This is a genomic window from Kitasatospora sp. NPDC052896 (assembly GCF_044547075.1).
GTDB lineage: Bacteria > Actinomycetota > Actinomycetes > Streptomycetales > Streptomycetaceae > Kitasatospora.
On the sequence record NZ_JBITZU010000014.1, the window covers coordinates 149,888 to 167,507 of the forward strand.

A 17,620-nucleotide genomic window follows, 5' to 3' on the forward strand; every position below is an offset into this window, starting at 1 on the left:
AGTGGCGGTCGAGGCAGGATCCGGTGATGGGGCGGGAACCGGGTCAGTGCCAACCGACTGGAGCGCCTGGGCTCCGGAACTCGCCCTGGACGCCATGCCCCTGCGGGGAGCTGCTGGGCCGGGGTTCGCTGCTGGGGCGCAGGTGCTGGTGCGGGACGAGCAGTGGCTGGTGCGCAAGGTCGACCCGACCGAGCACGACGGCTGGATGGTCGAGGTCACCGGGGTGTCATCGTTCGTGCGGGGTACGGACGCGGTGTTCTACAGCCGGCTGGACGAGATCCAGGTCCTTGACCCGCGCGAGACCACGCTCGTGGCGGACGATTCGCCCAACCATCGCCGGGGCCGGCTGTATCTGGAGGCCGTGGTCCGCAAGTCGTTCCTGCCACAGACCGAGCACGGCCTGGCACTCGCCGACAACTTCCTGATGGACGCGCAGACCCACCAGCTGCGCCCGGCCGAGCTCGCCCTCTCGATGACCAATCCGCAGCCGAGGCTGCTGATCGCGGACGTCGTCGGCCTAGGCAAGACGTTGGAGATCGGGATCCTGCTGGCGGAGCTGATCCGGCGCGGCCGGGGAGAACGGATCCTGGTGGTCACGCCGCAGCACGTGCTGGAGCAGTTCCAGCGCGAACTGTGGACGCGTTTCGCGATCCCGCTGGTGCGGCTGGACTCCACCGGCATCCAGCGGATCCAGCAGGAGATCCCGTCCGGGCGGAACCCGTTCGCGTATTTCAAGCGAGTGATCGTCTCGGTCGACACCCTGAAGCGTGAGGGCCAGTACGCCCACCACCTGGAGAAGACCAAGTGGGACGCGGTGGTCATCGACGAGTCGCACCGACTGGTCAACCGCGGCACGGACACCAACGCCCTGGCCAAGCTGCTCGCGCACCAGACGGACGCGCTGCTACTGGCCTCGGCGACTCCCCACAACGGTGACGCCAAATCCTTCGCAGAGCTGATCACGCTGCTCGATCCGGCGGCCATCGCCGACCCGGGCAAGTACGAGGTATCCGACCTCGAACACCTCTATATCCGCCGCACCAAGACCACACCCGAGGTCCGCGACTCGCTCAAGGGCGCCTGGGCCGATCGCGGTCCCTCCGTCCCGGTGCACGCCCCGGCGAGCGACGCCGAGCTCGCGGTCTTCAAGGAGCTGGCCACGCGCTGGATCCCCGGTGACGAGCCGGCCGACTCGGTGGCCTGGAGTCAGCTGGACGCCTACAACCTGCTGAAGTCGTTCCTTTCCTCCCATCACGCACTGCTGCAGACCATCGCCACCCGCAAGAAGTCCCTGACCGAACGCACGGACCTGGCGAAGGCGGCGAAGGACCCGGCTCGCGCACAGCGCCGCAGGCGCACGGACGAGGAGGCCGCGAGCGAACTCGCTGCGCTCACCGACCTCGAGCAGCTGGCGCGTCGGATCGGTCACGACGACTCCGCGAAGTTCCAGGCCCTGGTCACCGAGCTGCGCGACCTGGGGGTCGGGCCCGGCTCGGACGTACGCGTCGTGGTGTTCTCCGAGCGCGTGCCCACCCTGAAGTGGCTCGCCGAGGCGGTGCCGGCGGCGCTCGGCTTCACCAAGGGCCCCGGCACCGATAACAAGAAGCCCTGGCTCGCCTACGGCCACGGACACGGCGGGACCGGCGCGGTCCAGGTCATGCACGGCGAGGCCACCACCGACCAGGAGCAGATGCGCCTGATCGAGAAGTTCGGGCTGCGCGACGACCCGGTCCGGCTGCTGTTCACCGGCGACGTCGCTTCCGAAGGCGTCAACCTCCATCAGCAGTGCCACCTGCTGATCCACTACGACCTGCCGTGGTCGCTGATCCGCATCGAGCAGCGCAACGGCCGAATCGACCGTTATGGCCAGACCCGGCGCCCGCAGTTCCGGGCCTTGGTGCTGACCAGCGACCTGCCCTGGCGCACCGATCCGGTCACCGGCGAGCCGCGCACCCTGGACGACAGGCTGGTCGGTGAGAAGCTCCTCAAGCGCGAGGAGGAGGCCCACAAGATCGAGGGTTCGGCCGAGGCCGTCACCGGCATCTACCGCGCGCAGGAGGAGGAGAACCGGCTCACCAAGGACTTGATCGCCGGCCGCACCGTCGAGGAGTCGATCAAGACCTCCCGGCAGAGCGGCGGTGGGATGCTCGCCGGACTGCTGGCCCAGGTCGGCGCAACTCCAACCCACCGTGCGGTGCCCCGTGCCCGTGTTCCGCGGCTCTTCGCCGACACGGCGGAGTACTTCGAGGCGGCCCTGCGGCAGGTCTGCCGCACCAACCCCGAGGACGAGCTGACACTGCGCCGCGACCCGGACGGCACGATCGCCTTCGAGCCGCCGCGCGATCTCGCCTACCGGTTCCGCGCGCTGCCCAAGTCCTACCTGGACGAGCAGCACATCCTGGGCAGCAAGAAGGGCCCAGGTCGCCTGCGGGTGACGTTCTCCAAGGAACTGGCGGGCAAGCGCCTGCAGGTCGCTCGTGACTCCTCGGACACCCTGTGGCCCAACGTGTCCTTTCTGACGGACATCCACCCCGTCATCGACTGGCTCACCGACAAGGTCCTGGTCGAGATCGGCCGCCACGAGGCGCCGGTGCTCGCCGCCAACGTCGCGCTTCCGACCTTCCTCGTCCAGGGCATCCACTCCAACGCCTTCGGGCGTCCCACCGTGGTGGAGTGGATGGCCGTCCACGGCCTACCCGGCGAGCCGGTCGTCGAGACGATGGACAACGCGTTCCTCGCCCGGGTCGGGGTCGGCCCGCAGATGCCCGGCCGCGCCACCCCGCGCGACCTGCCCGCCCTGCAGGCCCTCGTTCCCGCCGCGATCGACGCCGCGACTGAGCATCTGACAGCTCGTGAGGACGACTACCGCCGACAGGTCGAGGCCACCCTGGAGCCCTACCGCAAGCGGCTGACCCACTGGAAGCAGGAAGCCCTGTTCGCCGGCACCCGCCCCGACAAGCACCAGGTGGCGCGCACAGCCAGCGACCGCTTCAAGCTGGTCAAGTCCCTGGAGACCTCCGGCGCCCCCATGCTGCGCCTGCTCGCCGTCCTGGAGAACTCGCACTGATGAGCACCGACTTCGACTCCTTCAGCAACCGCGGCGAGTACTTCGCAGCGCACTACTTCGCCGAACAGCTCGCCGCCGACCTGAAGAAGCACGTACTCGACACCTGGACGCTGCGCGAGGGCGACGAGAACGACAAGCGCACCACACCGCGCGAGCGGATCCGGACCCTTCGCACGCCGTACTTCAGCGACGAGCTACGCGGCTTCTTCGCCGAGGCCGACCGTGCGGACGCCGAGGACAAGTACTCCCGCCGGACCCACGGCAATGAGGAGTGGACCAAGCGGCTCGGGGAGTGGCACCAGCAGGTGCTGTACGCCCTCGGGTTCGACGACGCCGGGCCCGGCGAGCTGACCGTGCACCGCGCCGGACGCGAGCACGCGGTACAGGTCGCCTACCACGGGCACGGTGTCGTCGCGCTGGACTGCGGCTGGGCAGCGGAGAACGACGCCGCGCTTGACGCGGGCGGCTCCGGGCGGCTGCTCCACCCGCTGCGGGTCAGCGCCGCCGAGAGCTACAACGACGGTGCTGCGCTAGCCTCCTGGCTCTTTGCGAGCAACCTGGGTGGCGCGGACGGCACGCCGCCGCGCTTCGTACTGCTCCTCGTCGGTGGCGTCCTGGTGCTGGCCGACCGCAACAGCTGGGGCGAGGGCCGATACCTCGCCGTCAACCTGGACGCGGCGCTGGAGCGCAACGACCGCAGGCAGGGCGGTGAACTCGCCACCATCGCCGCCCTATTCAGCCAAGAGATGCTGCGGCCGGGCGAGAACAGCGCGAACCCGTTGCTGGACGAGCTCCTCAAGGCGTCCAGCACCAACGCGGTCGGCGTCAGCGGGGAGCTGCGCAGTGGCCTCCAGCGCTCCGTGGAGATCATCGCCCAGGAGGTCCTGGACCGGCTCGCCACCACCGGTCTGGCGCCGAGCGACATCGATGACGGCAGGACGCCGTTCGCCAAGCAACTGACCCGCGAGTGCCTGCGCTACCTGTACCGGATCCTGTTCCTGCTGTATGCCGAAGCCCGCCCCGAACTGGGCATCCTCCCCGCCGACGACGGCAGCTATGAAGCCGGCTACTCCATGGCCCGACTGCGCGAACTCGTCGCCCGCGACGAACAGCTCGTCGAGCCCACAGCCCGAGTCGGCTTCCACCTGCACGAGTCCCTCGCCGTGCTTTTCGCCAAGGTCAACTACGGCCACCGCCCCTACGGCAGCGAGCCGGACGACGAACTCCCCGGGGACGACGAGGACACGAAGAAGGAGAAGCGGGATCGACGCAGCGAGGACCGTGGCCTGCGCTTCGAGCCGCTGCGCAGCGAGCTGTTCGAGCCCAAGTCGGTGAAGCTGATCGGGCGCGGCACCCAGGACCCGCGCGCGGATGAGGACGAGCCGGCCTGGCTCGACTTGCGGATGCGCAATGCGGCGTTGCACGAGGTGCTGCGGCTGCTGACCATGAAGGACGCCAAGAGGGGCGAGCGCGGCGGTTTCATCTCCTACCGCAACCTCGGCATCAACCAGCTCGGCGCGGTGTACGAGGGTCTGATGTCCTACACCGGCTTCATCGCGGAGGAGGAGCTGTGCGAGGTCGCCAAGGGCGGCGACCCGAAGGACGGCTCCTGGATGATCCCCGCCAGTCGGCAGGACCAGTACCCTGACGACGTCTTCGTCCAGTACGACGAGCACGACGCCCGAAAGGGGTTGCGCGGACGCAAGAAGTACGCGCCGGGCTCCTTCGTGTACCGGCTTGCCGGGCGGGACCGGCAGACCACAGCCTCGTACTACACGCCGGAATCGCTGACCAAGGTCACCGTCGAGCTGACGCTCAAGCACCGGCTGGACCAGGAGAAGGACGCGGACGGCAACTCGATCCGCACGCGGGCGTCCGAACTGCTCAAATACAAGATCTGCGAGCCGGCACTGGGCTCGGGGGCGTTCCTTAACGAGGCGATCAACCAGGTCGCGAAGGAGTACCTGCGCCGGCGCCAGGACGAGTTGGGGACCACCATCCCCACCAGCCGGGCGCTGACGGAAGAGCAGAAGGTCAAGGCGTACATCGCGCTGCACAACGCCTACGGCGTCGACCTGAACGCGACAGGTGTCGAGCTCGCCGAGGTGTCCCTGTGGCTCAACACCATGCACCCGGGCATGCGGGCACCCTGGTTCGGGCTGCATTTGCGGCGTGGCAACTCGCTCGTCGGCGGGCGGCGGGCGGTGTACAGCGGCGAGGAACTCGCGAGCAAGGAGAAGCTCTGGCTCAAGGCCAAGGGCACGCTGGCGCCGACGGTGCTGGCGTTTCTGAAGGATGGTCAACGGCAGGAGCTACCTGAGGGCGCGGTACACCAGTTCCTGTTGCCGGCGGTGGGTTGGGCCGCGGTAGCGAGTGAGAAGGAAGCAGCATCGCTCGCACCAGGACAGAAGCTGCAACTGGCGGCCTGGCGCAAGGGCGTACTGAAGCCGCCGAACACCAAGGCGCCGCGTGGACAAGCTTCGCAGCTGAAGCGGCTTCAGGCGGTGGCCCGACGCGCCGAGTTCCTCTGGGAGCTGGTGGTTCGGCGCATGGAGATCTCCGAGAAGGAGATCTCCCGTGCCATAGACGTGTGGGGGGCTCGCGCCGCGGATGGTGAGGAGCAGGACGAGTACGCTTTTCTCCGCCGTCCCGAGGGCGCGGTCGCGAAGGAGAAGGTGTACCGCGACCTGTTCGAGACCCCGGGGGCGCCGTACTGGCGGCTCAAGACCCTGATGGACACGTGGTGCGCGCTGTGGTTCTGGCCGCTGCAGGAGACCGGGCTACTGGACGGCAGTGCGGCTGTGTACGCGACGGAGGACGCGGACCTCGCGAAGGCGGCCCTGGCCGGGCTCCCGCAGGTCGGTCTGCCGGAGCCGGAACCTGCCCCCGCAGCTGTGTTCGCCGTCCTCGAGCAGGCATCCCTGTTCAGCCTGGACGGCGAGCAGGCATCCTTGCTTCCGGCCTTGAGCGAGGCGGGGCCGGCGCCGGAGACTCAGTCGAAGAAGGCGCCCACAGGGCCCAGGCGTCGCCAGCCTCCGACCCGCCGACGGGTCATCGCGCTCAAGGACCTCGCGGACTGGCTCGACTTCGCCGAGGCGATGCTGGGGACGTACGACGCCCCGACGGACTCGTTCATCGCCGACCTCGGCTCGCTCGACGCCATCGAGGCGTACGAGGACGGGCTGCCGCCGTTCATGGGCATGGACTCGGTGTCGAAGTTGGACGAGCGGTTCCCGTGGTTGGGAGTTGCCCAGCGCATTGCGGAGGAGCAGGGCTTTCTGCACTGGGAGTTGGACTTCGGGCTGGTGTTTGCTCGCCACGGGGGTTTCGACCTGCAGGTGGGGAATCCGCCGTGGGTGCGGCCGCGTTGGGACGAGCCGGCGGTGCTGGCGGAGCACGAGCCGTGGTTCATGCTCACGGAGAAGGCATCAGTCGCGGAGAAGCAGCGACGTAAGGCGGAACTGCTGCGTTCGCCCAGCTCTCAACGGTATGTGCTTGGTGAGATGACGACCACCAGCGCCCAAGTCTCGCTGTTCGGCTCGGAGCAGGTCTATCCGCTGTTGGCGGGTACCCAGCCGGATTTGTACCGGGCGTTCATGTGTCAGGTTTGGGCTCACAGCGCGGCGTATGGCACAGCTGGGCTGGTCCACCCAGACACGCATTTCACGGGCGAGAGGGAAGGAGAGATCCGGGAAGCAGCCTATCGGCGGCTGCGCGTCCACGGTGACTTTGTCAACTCCGGTCAGAGGTTTTTCCCGAGGCCCGTTGGAGATACGTCTCATTTTGGTGTCCACGTCTATGGAGGTGAGGGTGAGATCGACTTCAGCCACCTCTCCTGGCTGGTCTCGGTGGACGCGCTGAGGTTCTCGGCGAGCCACGATGGCTCTGGTGACGTGCCCGGAATCCGTTATCGCAACGGGGAGTTCGATGAGCGACCGCATCGGACTCGTGTCATCCAAGTCGACCGTGAGCTGCTGGCCGTCTGGCAGCGACTACTGGACGAGGAGGGACAGCCGGTGGAGCAAGCCCGCCTGCTGTTTCCAGTAAGCACAGCGGAGGCTGCCGCCATCGAGGCGTTGGCCGACTACCCGTCACGCCTGGCTGCTCTCCTGCCGCAGATCTCACCCGGCTACCACGAGAGCGGTACGAAGGATGCGGGGGTGATCGACTACAACCGCATGGATGGCCCACGGAAAGCGGAACACCAACCGGACCGCTGGCGCCAGGTGATCCTCAAGGGTACCCAACTGAGCGTTGCCACACCGGTCTTCAAACGCCATGACGCCAACAGTAACGACCCGTATGGCGCTGATCTCGTCTCTCTCGCGGACGACTATGTACCCGACACCGCATACGTGCGTGTGAAGGGGAAGAACCAGGAGTACCTGGCCGCCCAGGACCGCTGGATTGACTACCGGGAACTTGTCCGCCTGCGTGCGGATGATGCGGCCTTGGCTTGTGCCCGTTCCTATATCGCTAGCCGCGAGCAGATCTCAGAGGGCGAGGTCACACCCGAGGAGATCGACGCTGTGCTCGTCGCCCGATCCCGTAGACGATACGCGATCTTCCACCGTTTGGCCTGGCGCCGTCAGGTCGCCCCGAACACGGAGCGGGCCCTGTATGCAGCCCTGGTGCCGCCGGGCACGGCACACGTCGACGCGATCCACAGTCTTGCGATGCCGGACAAGCGACTGACCGCCCTGGTAGCCGGATTTTGGGCCGCGTTGCCTCTGGACTACTTCCTCCGGGCAACAGGCCGAGGTGATCTGAGGATCGCGGGTGCCAAGGCCATGCCAGCTCCTTCTCTTAACCATCCGCTCGCCTCCGCCCTGCTCTTGCGTGCTCTCCGACTGAACTGTCTCACCCGCGCTTACGCGGGCCTGTGGTCCGAGCTGTACGACCACACTTGGCCGACGTACGAACCGTGGGCCTGCGCCTGGCCAGGTCTCCAGCCGCTGCATGAGGTCACGCCGCACTGGCGTTCCGACACCCCACTACGCTCCGAACGCGCCCGCCGAGCCGCTCTGGTGGAGATCGACGCCCTCGTTGCGGTCTGGCTCGGCATGGACGCCGATGCCCTGATCGCGGCCTACCGTGGACGATTCCCCGTCCTGCAGAAGTACGAGGCCGTGACCTGGTTCGACGCAAAGGGCTGGAAGCTGGCAGGCAACGCCCGTACTGCCGGCCAGCGCCAGAGCAAGGAGAGCTTCACACAGCTCGTGTCGTTCCAGGCCGATCCCGCCACCGCCCCCGTCCCCACCGGCTACACCGCCCCTTTCCACAAGGCCGACCGCGAGAGCGAGATGCGCGAGGCGCACGCCGTCTTCCAGGCCCGCTTGGACGAGGCTGTCGCCTGCGGCGAGTGGGATCCGATCAAGCAGGAGGTGTCGCGTTCATGAGGCCGACGTTGGAGGCGCGGGCGCTCAAGGAGAGCCTGCTGCAGTACCTCTCGACCACCTACGCGCTCACCGACGAGGGTGCGCGGTTGGCGCTCCACGGCTTTCTGGGTGACGAGACGTCAGGGATGTTCCGCGGGCCGTTCCTGCGGATTCGCACGCCGTTCATCCAGGCGGGCGCCGACTGGCGGCAGACACTGGAGTGGGCCCCCTCCGGCGGCTGGACGCCGTACGCCCACCAGGCTCGCGCCTTCGCTCGCCTCTCGTCGGCACACGGTCACACCCCGGAGCCGACCCTCGTGACCACCGGCACCGGTTCCGGTAAGACGGAGTCATTCCTCATCCCGGTCCTGGACCACTGTCGCCGTGAGCGGGCGGCCGGCCGGGCCGGCGTCAAGGCCGTGCTGCTGTACCCGATGAACGCCCTGGCCACGGACCAGGCGCTGCGCATCAACGACCGTCTTCGCAAGGATGATCACGCGCTGTCGCAGGTGACGGCTGGCCTCTACATCGGGGACGTCGCCGCCACTCGCTACGAGCGGGTGGAGACGAACCGGGCGGCGATGCAGACCACGCCTCCCGACATCCTGATCACCAACTACAAGATGCTCGACCTCCTCCTCCAGCGCCGCGATGACGCACCGCTGTGGGAGAACGCGGACGTGCGTTACATCGTGGTGGACGAGTTCCACACCTTCGACGGCGCGCAGGGCACGGATGTGGCGATGCTGCTGCGCCGCCTGGCGTCTTCGCTCGGGGTCTCGGAGAAGGGCCGGCCTCTGGGTGGGATCTGCCCGGTGGCGACCTCGGCGACGCTCGCGTCCGGCACCGATGAGGCCGGGGCGGTGGAGCTCCTGCAGGTCGCGAGTGAGGTGTTCGGGACGCCGTTCACGTCGGAGGCGGTGGTCGGGGAGCGTCGACTGACGGCGGAGGAGTTCGTTCCGTCGGACGCGATCGAACTGCTGCCGGTCCCCACCCCGGAGCAGCTGGCCGCGATGCCCGATCCGTCGCTGAGTGAAGAGGCACTCGGCGATCTGGCGGAGGCGGTCACCGGGGAGCGCGGGCTGGATGTCTTCCAGCTCGGCGCTCAGTTGAAGAAGCACATCCTGACCCAGGCCGTGATGATCGCCTTGGGCGGGGAGTTGAAGTCCACCGACGAGATCCTCGCTGTGCTGTGGCGGGCGGGCGCGTACTCGTGGGGGCAGGCGATCACGCAGCGCCCGGAGCAGGCCGCCGAGGCGTTGGCCCGGTTCGTCGCGCTGCTGTCCGCAGCCCGGGACCCGGACTCCACCCCCGAGCTTCCCCGGCCGCTGGTGCAGGTCGAGGTGCATCAGTGGGCGCGGTCGGTGTCCCGGCTGCTTCGGGGTGTACTGCCGTGGCCGAAGGCGCAGTTCCAGTGGGACGCGGGAGATGCGCCGCAGCAGAGCGGCTCGGACCGGACGCGCAACGCGCCGGCGACGACGGCCACCAGCGGGGAGGCCGCGAACCTGTTCCTGCCCGCGGTCTACTGCCGGGACTGCGGGCGGTCGGGCTGGGCGGTGTTCTCACCAGAGAGCGACGACTTGGCGGTGGAGGTCAATCCGGCGAAGATTCGCCGGGCCTCTGCCACGCAGGACAAGATCCGGGTGCGGAACCTGATCGCCGCGACGAATGCGGAGGCCAAGCAGGCGGCTCCCGAGGCGAAGGTTGCCGTTTCGGCGCGAACCAAGGGTTCGAAGGGTGCCGGGCAGGGCCAACTGCACGGCGTCGGCGGCGATCTGATGGTGCTGGACGGCACGCAGCGCCGACTGCGCCTGCCCAACCCGATCGGTGACTTCGACCCGGAGTCGGGAGAGCCGCGTCTGGGCACTCCGGACTCGGCGTTCGTCTGGGTGAACCGGGGTGCGACGGCCAACACCGCGGCGAAGGAGGACTGGTGTCCCAAGTGCGGTGAGCGCAACGCGATCCGCTACCTGGGCACCGGGCAGGCCTCGTTGGCGGCGGCCTCGATCACTCGGCTGTTCACCGGTGGTGAGCTGGACGACGATCTCGGCGAGTGCAAGACGCTGATGTTCAACGACTCGGTGCAGGACGCCGCGCACCGCGCCGGATTCGTCGCGAACCGCTCCTACACCTTCTCGCTGCGCGCCCTGCTGGTCGCACATCTGTCCGAGTCCGAGCCGACGGCGCTGCACGAGCTGATCGCGAAGGTGATCGCGGACACCACGAACCCCAAGACGCTGGCTGCGGTGGTGCCGCCGGACCTGCACGACCTCAAGGGAGTTGAGCGGCTGCTGTCGGGCAAGTCCCGGGGCGGAGACCAGGCGACCTGGCGGCTGATCGGTGAGCGGCTGGCGTTCCAGACGCTGATGGAGTTCGGACTGCGGGCCCGGCAGGGCCGGACCCTGGAGCTGACCCGGACCGCTGCAGCGCATGTGCGGATCCCGGATCCGGCGGCCTCCGTCGCGCTGGTCCGCGAGGCGCACCGGGAGACCGTGCGCGCCGAGGCGCTGGAGCCGGTGGACGATGCGCGGTACTTGGCGTTCCTGCGGGTTTTCCTGGAGCGGCTGCGGTGGCGAGGCGCGATCAAGCACCGCTGGCTGGAGAAGTACCTGGCCGAGACGGGCACCAGCCGCTACTTCATCCGGAACCGCCGGCCCGCAGGGATGCCGGCGTTCCCCAAGGGGGTCGGTGCCCCGGTGTTCCTGATGTCGGGGCAGAAGGACGGCAGCGAGTTCGACCCCGTCACGGGCCGGCTGGTCTGGCACGAGCGGTGGACGGGGCGCTGCCTGGGAATGCCGCGCGAGCTGTCGCCGGAGTTCTGGGGGCGGCTGCTACCCGCGCTGCACTCGGCGGGGCTGCTGTCGATGCGCACAGCGAAGGACGGAGCGACGCGGATCTACGGGCTGCAGCCGGGCGCGATAGACGCGCTGCTGCTCTCCGACAACGATGTCGAGACCGCGTACGTGCGCTGTCCGGTGTGTTTCTGGGAGCAGACCGTGCACCCTTCGCTGCTGGAGCAGTGGCATGACGCGCCGTGCCCGTCCTACCGGTGCACGACGGGCCGGCTGGTGGCAGGGACGCACGCACGCGAGGCGAATGTCCACGCCCGGGACCGCAAGTTCCGGGAGGACTACTACCGTCGGCTCTATCACCGTGCGGGGACTTACCAGGTGATCACCGCCGAGCACACCGGGCTGTTGGACCGCCAGGAGCGTGAGACCGTAGAGGCGGCCTTCCGCAGAACGGGCAAAGAGCGTGGGTTCAACGATCCGAACGTGTTGTCGTGCACGCCCACGCTGGAGTTGGGCATCGATATCGGTGACCTTTCGGCTGTGGTGCTGGCCTCGCTGCCGCGCACGCCGGCGAACTACGCCCAGCGCGTGGGCCGGGCCGGCCGTCAGACAGGTAACGCGTTCCTGCTGACGATCCCCGAGAAGCGCAACCGCGACCTGTACTTCCTGGAGCAGCCGAAGGAGATGATCGCGGGGCGGATCGTGCCGCCAGGCTGCTACTTGTCGGCGGTGGAGATCCTGCGGCGCCAGTACCTGGCGCACCTGCTGGACCTGGCCGCGCGCGGGCGCCTCGTCGACGGCCAGGGACGGGTACTGCCGGGGCTGCCGCGCAAGGTGAAGGGCCTGTTCGGCCCGGACGGCTACCTGGCCGACCTCGTCGAACTGGCGATCAGCCAGGGCGAGGTACGTGTGAAGGCATTCCTCGAGCTCTTCCCGACCGGTGTGTCCGACCAGGCGAAAGCCGACTTGTGTAAGTACGCCACGGGCGGTCTGCGTAGCACGGTCGACGAGGCACGCCGAGTCTGGCTGGCCAGGGAGGAGTCGCTGCGCTCGCGCATCCGTCACATCAATGACGCGCTGGGGGAGTTGCACGAATCGGATCCCGAGGAGGCCCGGCAGAAGGCGGAGCTCGAGGCGGAGCGGCGCGGCGTGGGCCACCAGCTAGGCCACCTGCTGGATGACACACCCGCGCAGAGCGCACTGTGCGACCTTGGCCTGCTGCCCAACTATGCACTGGTCGACACCTCCACGGTGCTGGAAGCCACGCTCTACTGGCCCGAGGGCGAGGAAGCCCCCGGTGGTCGGACACGCTACGACTCGGCGCTGCGTACCTACGATCGCCCCCAGCGCTATGCACTTCAGGAGATGGCGCCGGGCAACACCTTCTACGTCAAGGGCTACCGTCACGAGATCACGGGCCTGGATGTCGGCACTGCCTCACAACCGGGCTGGAAGGTCTGGCGGGTGTGCCCGCAATGTGGATTCGTCCGAACCGAAGGCGCCAAGGACGATCGTGACCCGTGCCCGCGCTGCCGCACAACTGCCATCGCGGACGACGGGTCGTGCTTGTTCAGAGTCGTCCAGCCACGCCTGGTGACCTCGCGGGACAAGCGCGAGGACGCGAGGATCCGTGACGACCGTGATGAGCGTGACCCGCGTTTCTACGAGATGGTCCACGCGGTGGACATCCCCGAGGAGGCTCTGGAGCGTGGCTCGTGGCGGCACGCGAAGGAGACCTTCGGCGTGGACTTCTGCCGCACCGCCATGATCCGAACGATCAACCTTGGGCCGGCCCGCTTCGACATCCCCGCCGCCGACGCCTTCGCCGGGCACACGGTTCGCCTGAACCCCTTTCATGTGTGCACCGGGTGTGGTGCGGCCACCGCCGACGGCCGCCCGGTCTTCGACCACGACACCGACGCGCTCAGCGCCTCCGATGCCCGTGACCCGCGACTGAAGCACCACCGGCCCTGGTGCCCGGTGCGTCGTGGCAAGCCGCGCGAGGCCGAGCAGCTGCCGGTGCTGCTCGCGCACGAGCTGCGCACCGAGGCCCTTCGAGTGCTGCTGCCAGCCGCGACCGTCCTGGTCGAGGAGAAGATCCACTCGTTCCGGGCCGCGCTGCGGCTCGGGGTGGACCGGCAGTTCGGCGGCGACCCGCAGCATCTCGATCACACGCTGGCGTCCAAGCCGGACGCCGGCACGGGGGAGCGGCGCCACTACCTGGTTCTGTTCGATTCCCTGCCCGGTGGCACCGGCTACCTGCACCGGCTCACCGACCCGAAGGTGTTCCGCGCCACCCTGTTGAAGGCCCATCAGGCGCTGGTGGAGTGCCCGTGCAAGGACGAGGAGCACCGCAAGGCCTGCCACCGCTGCCTGCACCGCTACACCGCAGAGCGGCACCAGGCCCAGGTGTCCCGCGTCGAGGCCCTGGAGATGCTGGAGTCTCTCCTGTTCGACGCGGAGGGCAACGACGCCTGGCAGACCACCAAGGTGGCGTCCACCGGGCTGGTCGGCCTGGAGCGCCAGCTCGAGTCCGACCTGGAAGCCCGTTTCCTGGCCGCGCTGCGCACGTGGAGCGTGGCCAGCCAGGACGCCGTGCTGGACGAGGACGGGCGCGCCAGCGGGCACCTGAAGATCAGTACAGAAGGCGAGCGGCTGCACTGGCGGCTCACCGCGCAGGAACGGCTCGTCGGCACCCGCACCGACTTCACGTTCACCCGCGTGGACGGCCCGCCCGGCAGGGTGAAGGTGTACCTGGACGGGCGGCGCAACCACGCCGCCCCCGATCGCAACCGCCTGGCCGATGACGGGGCTCGCCGCGACCGGGTGCGCGCGGACGGCGCGATGGTCTTCCAGCTGACCTGGCACGACCTGGACCTCTTCGAGAGCCGCCCCACCCGTGCGGTACCGGTGTGGCCGCCGTACGACTGGGCGGCGCAGGAAGCCGCGAAGGGCGCGTACGAGGCGATGGGTGGAAGCCGCCCGCAGCTGGCGGGTGCGGTGTTTGCCAACCCGATGGACACACTGCTGGCCTACCTGCGCGACCCGTCACCCCAGCTCTGGGCACGTCGGGTCAACGCCATGGTCAGCGGCCTGACCGCACACCCGGCCACCGCGCTGGCCGGCTCCAGCGCGCAACGCGGCCAGCTCGTGGCCACGCTGCGCGCAGCGCTCGGCGAGGCGTCCGGGCAGGCTCCGGACGACGACGGACAGACGGGGCTGGTACACGTACTTCGCAGCGCCGACAACCACGGGCTCGCCCTGGTGCTCGCGGTGCGCGATGCCGACCAGCAGGCCCCGGCCTGGACCGTGCTGGCCTGCCTGGACGACGAGTCGTCAATGCTGGCCAGCGAGGAGCACAAGCTGCGGTGGCGAGCCTGGCTGTACTGGTCGAACCTCCTCCAGTTCCTTGCCTATGCGGGAGGGGACGGCGTACAACTGACCAGCAGTCGGGTACACGGCTATCCGCTGGACACGCTCGCAGTGTGCGGAGGCGCTGGCGAACTCCCGTCGCTCTCTGCCGTCGGGCACCTCGCCCTGGACGGCGAGCCGCCGGCCCAGGCCGTGGCGACGCCCAGCCCGGAGGCTGACTCCAGTTCCTCCTTTGAGGAGCAGGTCATCGCGCTGCTGCGCGACCATGCCTGGGACACGGACTTCCTCCCGCACATCGACGCCCAGGAGGAAGCCGACCTGCTCGCCCTCGCCACTCGCATCGCCGACCGTGGCAAGAAGGCGCCCACCGTGTTCGGCTTCGAGCTCGGCGGCAGCCGCTGGCCGGCCGACTTCGTCTGGCAGGGCGACGGTGTCAAGATCGCTGTTGTCCCCAGCCCACTACACGGCGCCCCCGACGCTGAGGATGAGGCCGAGCGCCGCGATGCTGCGTACCGGGCAGACGGCTGGATCGTACGGACCGCCGCCGACTGGCTCGACCACCTTGACTCCCTGACCGCCCTGCTCCCCGACGCGCCCTCCGCCGGCGCAGCACCCGACGTGGAAGGCTCCCTTCGATGACCGCCCGGCTCAGCCTGTACCAGAAGGCCGAACAGGAGCTGTACAAGCTCGATCGTCAGGTGAAGGCGAAGTTCTACGACTTCAGCCACCTCTTCCGCCAGGACCCCTGGCATGTCTCTTTGCGGCTGAAGCCGCTCAAAGGCGACGGACGGATCTATTCGGCCCGCATCGACCCCTCGTACCGGGTCCTGCTGACTCAGACCGGTATCGGCGCGAATGGCGAGGAGAGTTGGCTGGCGATCGCGGTGCGCCACCGCCGCGATGTCTATGAGCAGCTGTCCGTGGCAGTCAACCGGGTCACGGGCGAGATCGAGTTCGTTGACCTGTCGGTGGTCGGCGAGAGCGCCCTTCGACGCGCCGGAATCCAACTCACCCCCGCCGAGCCGGACGCCGAACCCGGCGAGGACGCCCCGCTAGCCCCTCCCACCCCGTCGGCGCCTGTCGAGGAACCCGAGCCTGCCGCGCCGCTGCTGGCGGCCTACGACGCCGAGCTGCTGCGCGAGCTGGGCGTGGCCGAGGCCCTGGTAGACCTCGCGCTCGTGGTCACTACCAGCGACGAGCTCGACCAACTGGTCGACGGTGCCCCACTGCTGACCAAGGACGTCCTCTACGGCCTCGCGGCCGGACTCCCGCTCGACGACGTCCGTCGGGAGATCACCGGCGCGGTCGAACTTGAAGAACGCCCCAACCCGGAGGACTTCACTGCGGCGCTGGCACGCACCATCGTCACCACGGTTGATGACGCCCTACGCGCCGTCATCGAGGAAGGCGACTTCCGAGCCTGGAAGATCTTTCTCCACCCTACCCAGGCCCGCCTGGTCAACCGCACCTACAGTGGGTCCGCCCGGGTCTCCGGCGGACCCGGCACCGGCAAGACCATCGTGGCCCTCCACCGCGTGCAGCACCTGGCCAAGCAGCTCCCACCCGGTCAGAACAAGCCGATCCTGCTCACCACATTCACCAAGAACCTCACCACCGACCTTCGCGCCCGCCTCGCCTCCCTGATGGAGCCCGAGCTGTTGGCCCGGGTCGAGATCACCCACATCGACCAGCTCACCGCGCGCGTGCTGGGCGAGAATGCCATCTCCGGGCGCTCCAAGAGCCGAGTGGACAACCAGGTCGCCGTGAAGGAACTGCGCGGCCTGCTCTTGGAGCTCGACGAACGCACCTGGGAGCCCGAGTTCCTCTTCGAGGAGTGGGAGCAGGTCGTCCTCGGCCAGGCCGTGCCCACCCGCACCGCGTACCTTCAGGCCCGTCGGGCGGGACGTGGGCGACCGCTGAGCCGGATCGAGCGGACCGCGGTATGGAAGCTCCTAGAGCAGTTCACCGCCCGCCTCGACAAGCTGAACATGGAGACCTGGAGCCAAGCCGCCGAGCGCGCCGCCCGCTTCGAGATCGAACGGGCTGACAAGATCCGCGCTCGCGCTGAGCACAAGGAACAGGTCGACGGCCGAGAGCTGATCCATCGAGACGCTACCGACTCCGCCATGCGCTACCTGCGCCACCGCTACCAGCACATCGTCGTCGACGAGGCCCAGGACCTGAGCCCCGCGCACTGGAAGATGCTCCGCGCGATGGTTGCCACCGGCCCCGATGACCTGTTCATCGCTGGCGACACCCACCAGCGCATCTACGACAACCAGGTGGCACTCGGCGCCGTCGGTATCCACATCAAGGGCCGCGCTGCCCGACTTACCCTCAGCTACCGCACCACCAAAGAAATCCTCGCCAAGGCGATCACCGTTGTCAGCGGCAAGAGCGTGGAGTTCGACGACCTCGACGACGGCACCGACACCCTCGCCGGCTACCGCTCCGTCCTGCACGGCCCCGACCCCAAGCTGGTCGGCCACACCACCTGGAGCGAGGAACTCGCAGCCCTCGCTGACACCCTGCGTACCTGGCGCACCGAACTCACCACCGACGAGGTCGGCAACATCACCCGCGACGCCCGCGGCCTCATGGCCGTCTGCGTCGCCGACCGCAACAAGGTCAACGAGGTCATGTACTACCTCACCACCCAGGCAGACATCACCTGCGCCGAACTTACCAAGGACGGCGCCCGAGGCGACGGCGAAGTCCACGTCGGCACCATGCACCGCTTCAAGGGCCTGGAGTACCAGAGGCTGGCCATCGCCGCCGCGAGCGACGGCATCCTCCCTCGCGCTTCCATCGAGCAGTACCGCGACAGCGATCCGACCCGCTACCAGCGGGAGCTACGAAAGTCCCGAGCCCTGCTCTTCGTCGCCACCACCCGCGCCCGCGACGCCCTCACGATCTCCTGGCACAACAAGCGCAGTCCCTTCTTGCCAAGCTGACTTACCATCCGCTCCCATCAGCCTCGGGGTCACAGCAACGCGTAGTGACCCCGAGGC

4 protein-coding genes are annotated in these 17,620 nt (G+C 68.6%); all 4 read left to right on the forward strand.

The window, feature by feature from the left end; all coding sequences use genetic code 11:
• The first annotated feature begins 46 nt into the window (after positions 1-46).
• The 4 genes from ACIGXM_RS25405 to ACIGXM_RS25420 are packed head-to-tail and all read left to right on the forward strand — an operon-like array spanning position 47 to position 17,563.
• On the forward strand, positions 47-3,067 hold the full coding sequence (locus ACIGXM_RS25405; protein ID WP_396564613.1) for an SNF2-related protein: 3,021 nt from the start codon (positions 47-49) through the stop codon (positions 3,065-3,067).
• Complete coding sequence (locus ACIGXM_RS25410; protein ID WP_396564615.1) at positions 3,067-8,466, forward strand: hypothetical protein; 5,400 nt, start codon at positions 3,067-3,069, stop codon at positions 8,464-8,466. Before ACIGXM_RS25405 ends, ACIGXM_RS25410 begins: the two co-directional genes overlap by 1 nt.
• Complete coding sequence (locus ACIGXM_RS25415; RefSeq protein WP_396564616.1) at positions 8,463-15,248, forward strand: DEAD/DEAH box helicase; 6,786 nt, start codon at positions 8,463-8,465, stop codon at positions 15,246-15,248. Before ACIGXM_RS25410 ends, ACIGXM_RS25415 begins: the two co-directional genes overlap by 4 nt.
• On the forward strand, positions 15,245-17,563 hold the full coding sequence (locus ACIGXM_RS25420) for a UvrD-helicase domain-containing protein (RefSeq protein WP_396564618.1): 2,319 nt from the start codon (positions 15,245-15,247) through the stop codon (positions 17,561-17,563). The genes ACIGXM_RS25415 and ACIGXM_RS25420 overlap by 4 nt, the downstream gene beginning before the upstream one ends.
• The last annotated feature ends 57 nt before the right edge of the window (positions 17,564-17,620 follow it).

Coding starts and splice junctions, on each gene's coding strand:
- ACIGXM_RS25410 (WP_396564615.1), top strand. CDS start 3,067: ATGAGCACCGACTTCGACTCCTTCAGCAACCGCGGCGAGTACTTCGCA.
- ACIGXM_RS25415 (WP_396564616.1), top strand. CDS start 8,463: ATGAGGCCGACGTTGGAGGCGCGGGCGCTCAAGGAGAGCCTGCTGCAG.
- ACIGXM_RS25420 (WP_396564618.1), top strand. CDS start 15,245: ATGACCGCCCGGCTCAGCCTGTACCAGAAGGCCGAACAGGAGCTGTAC.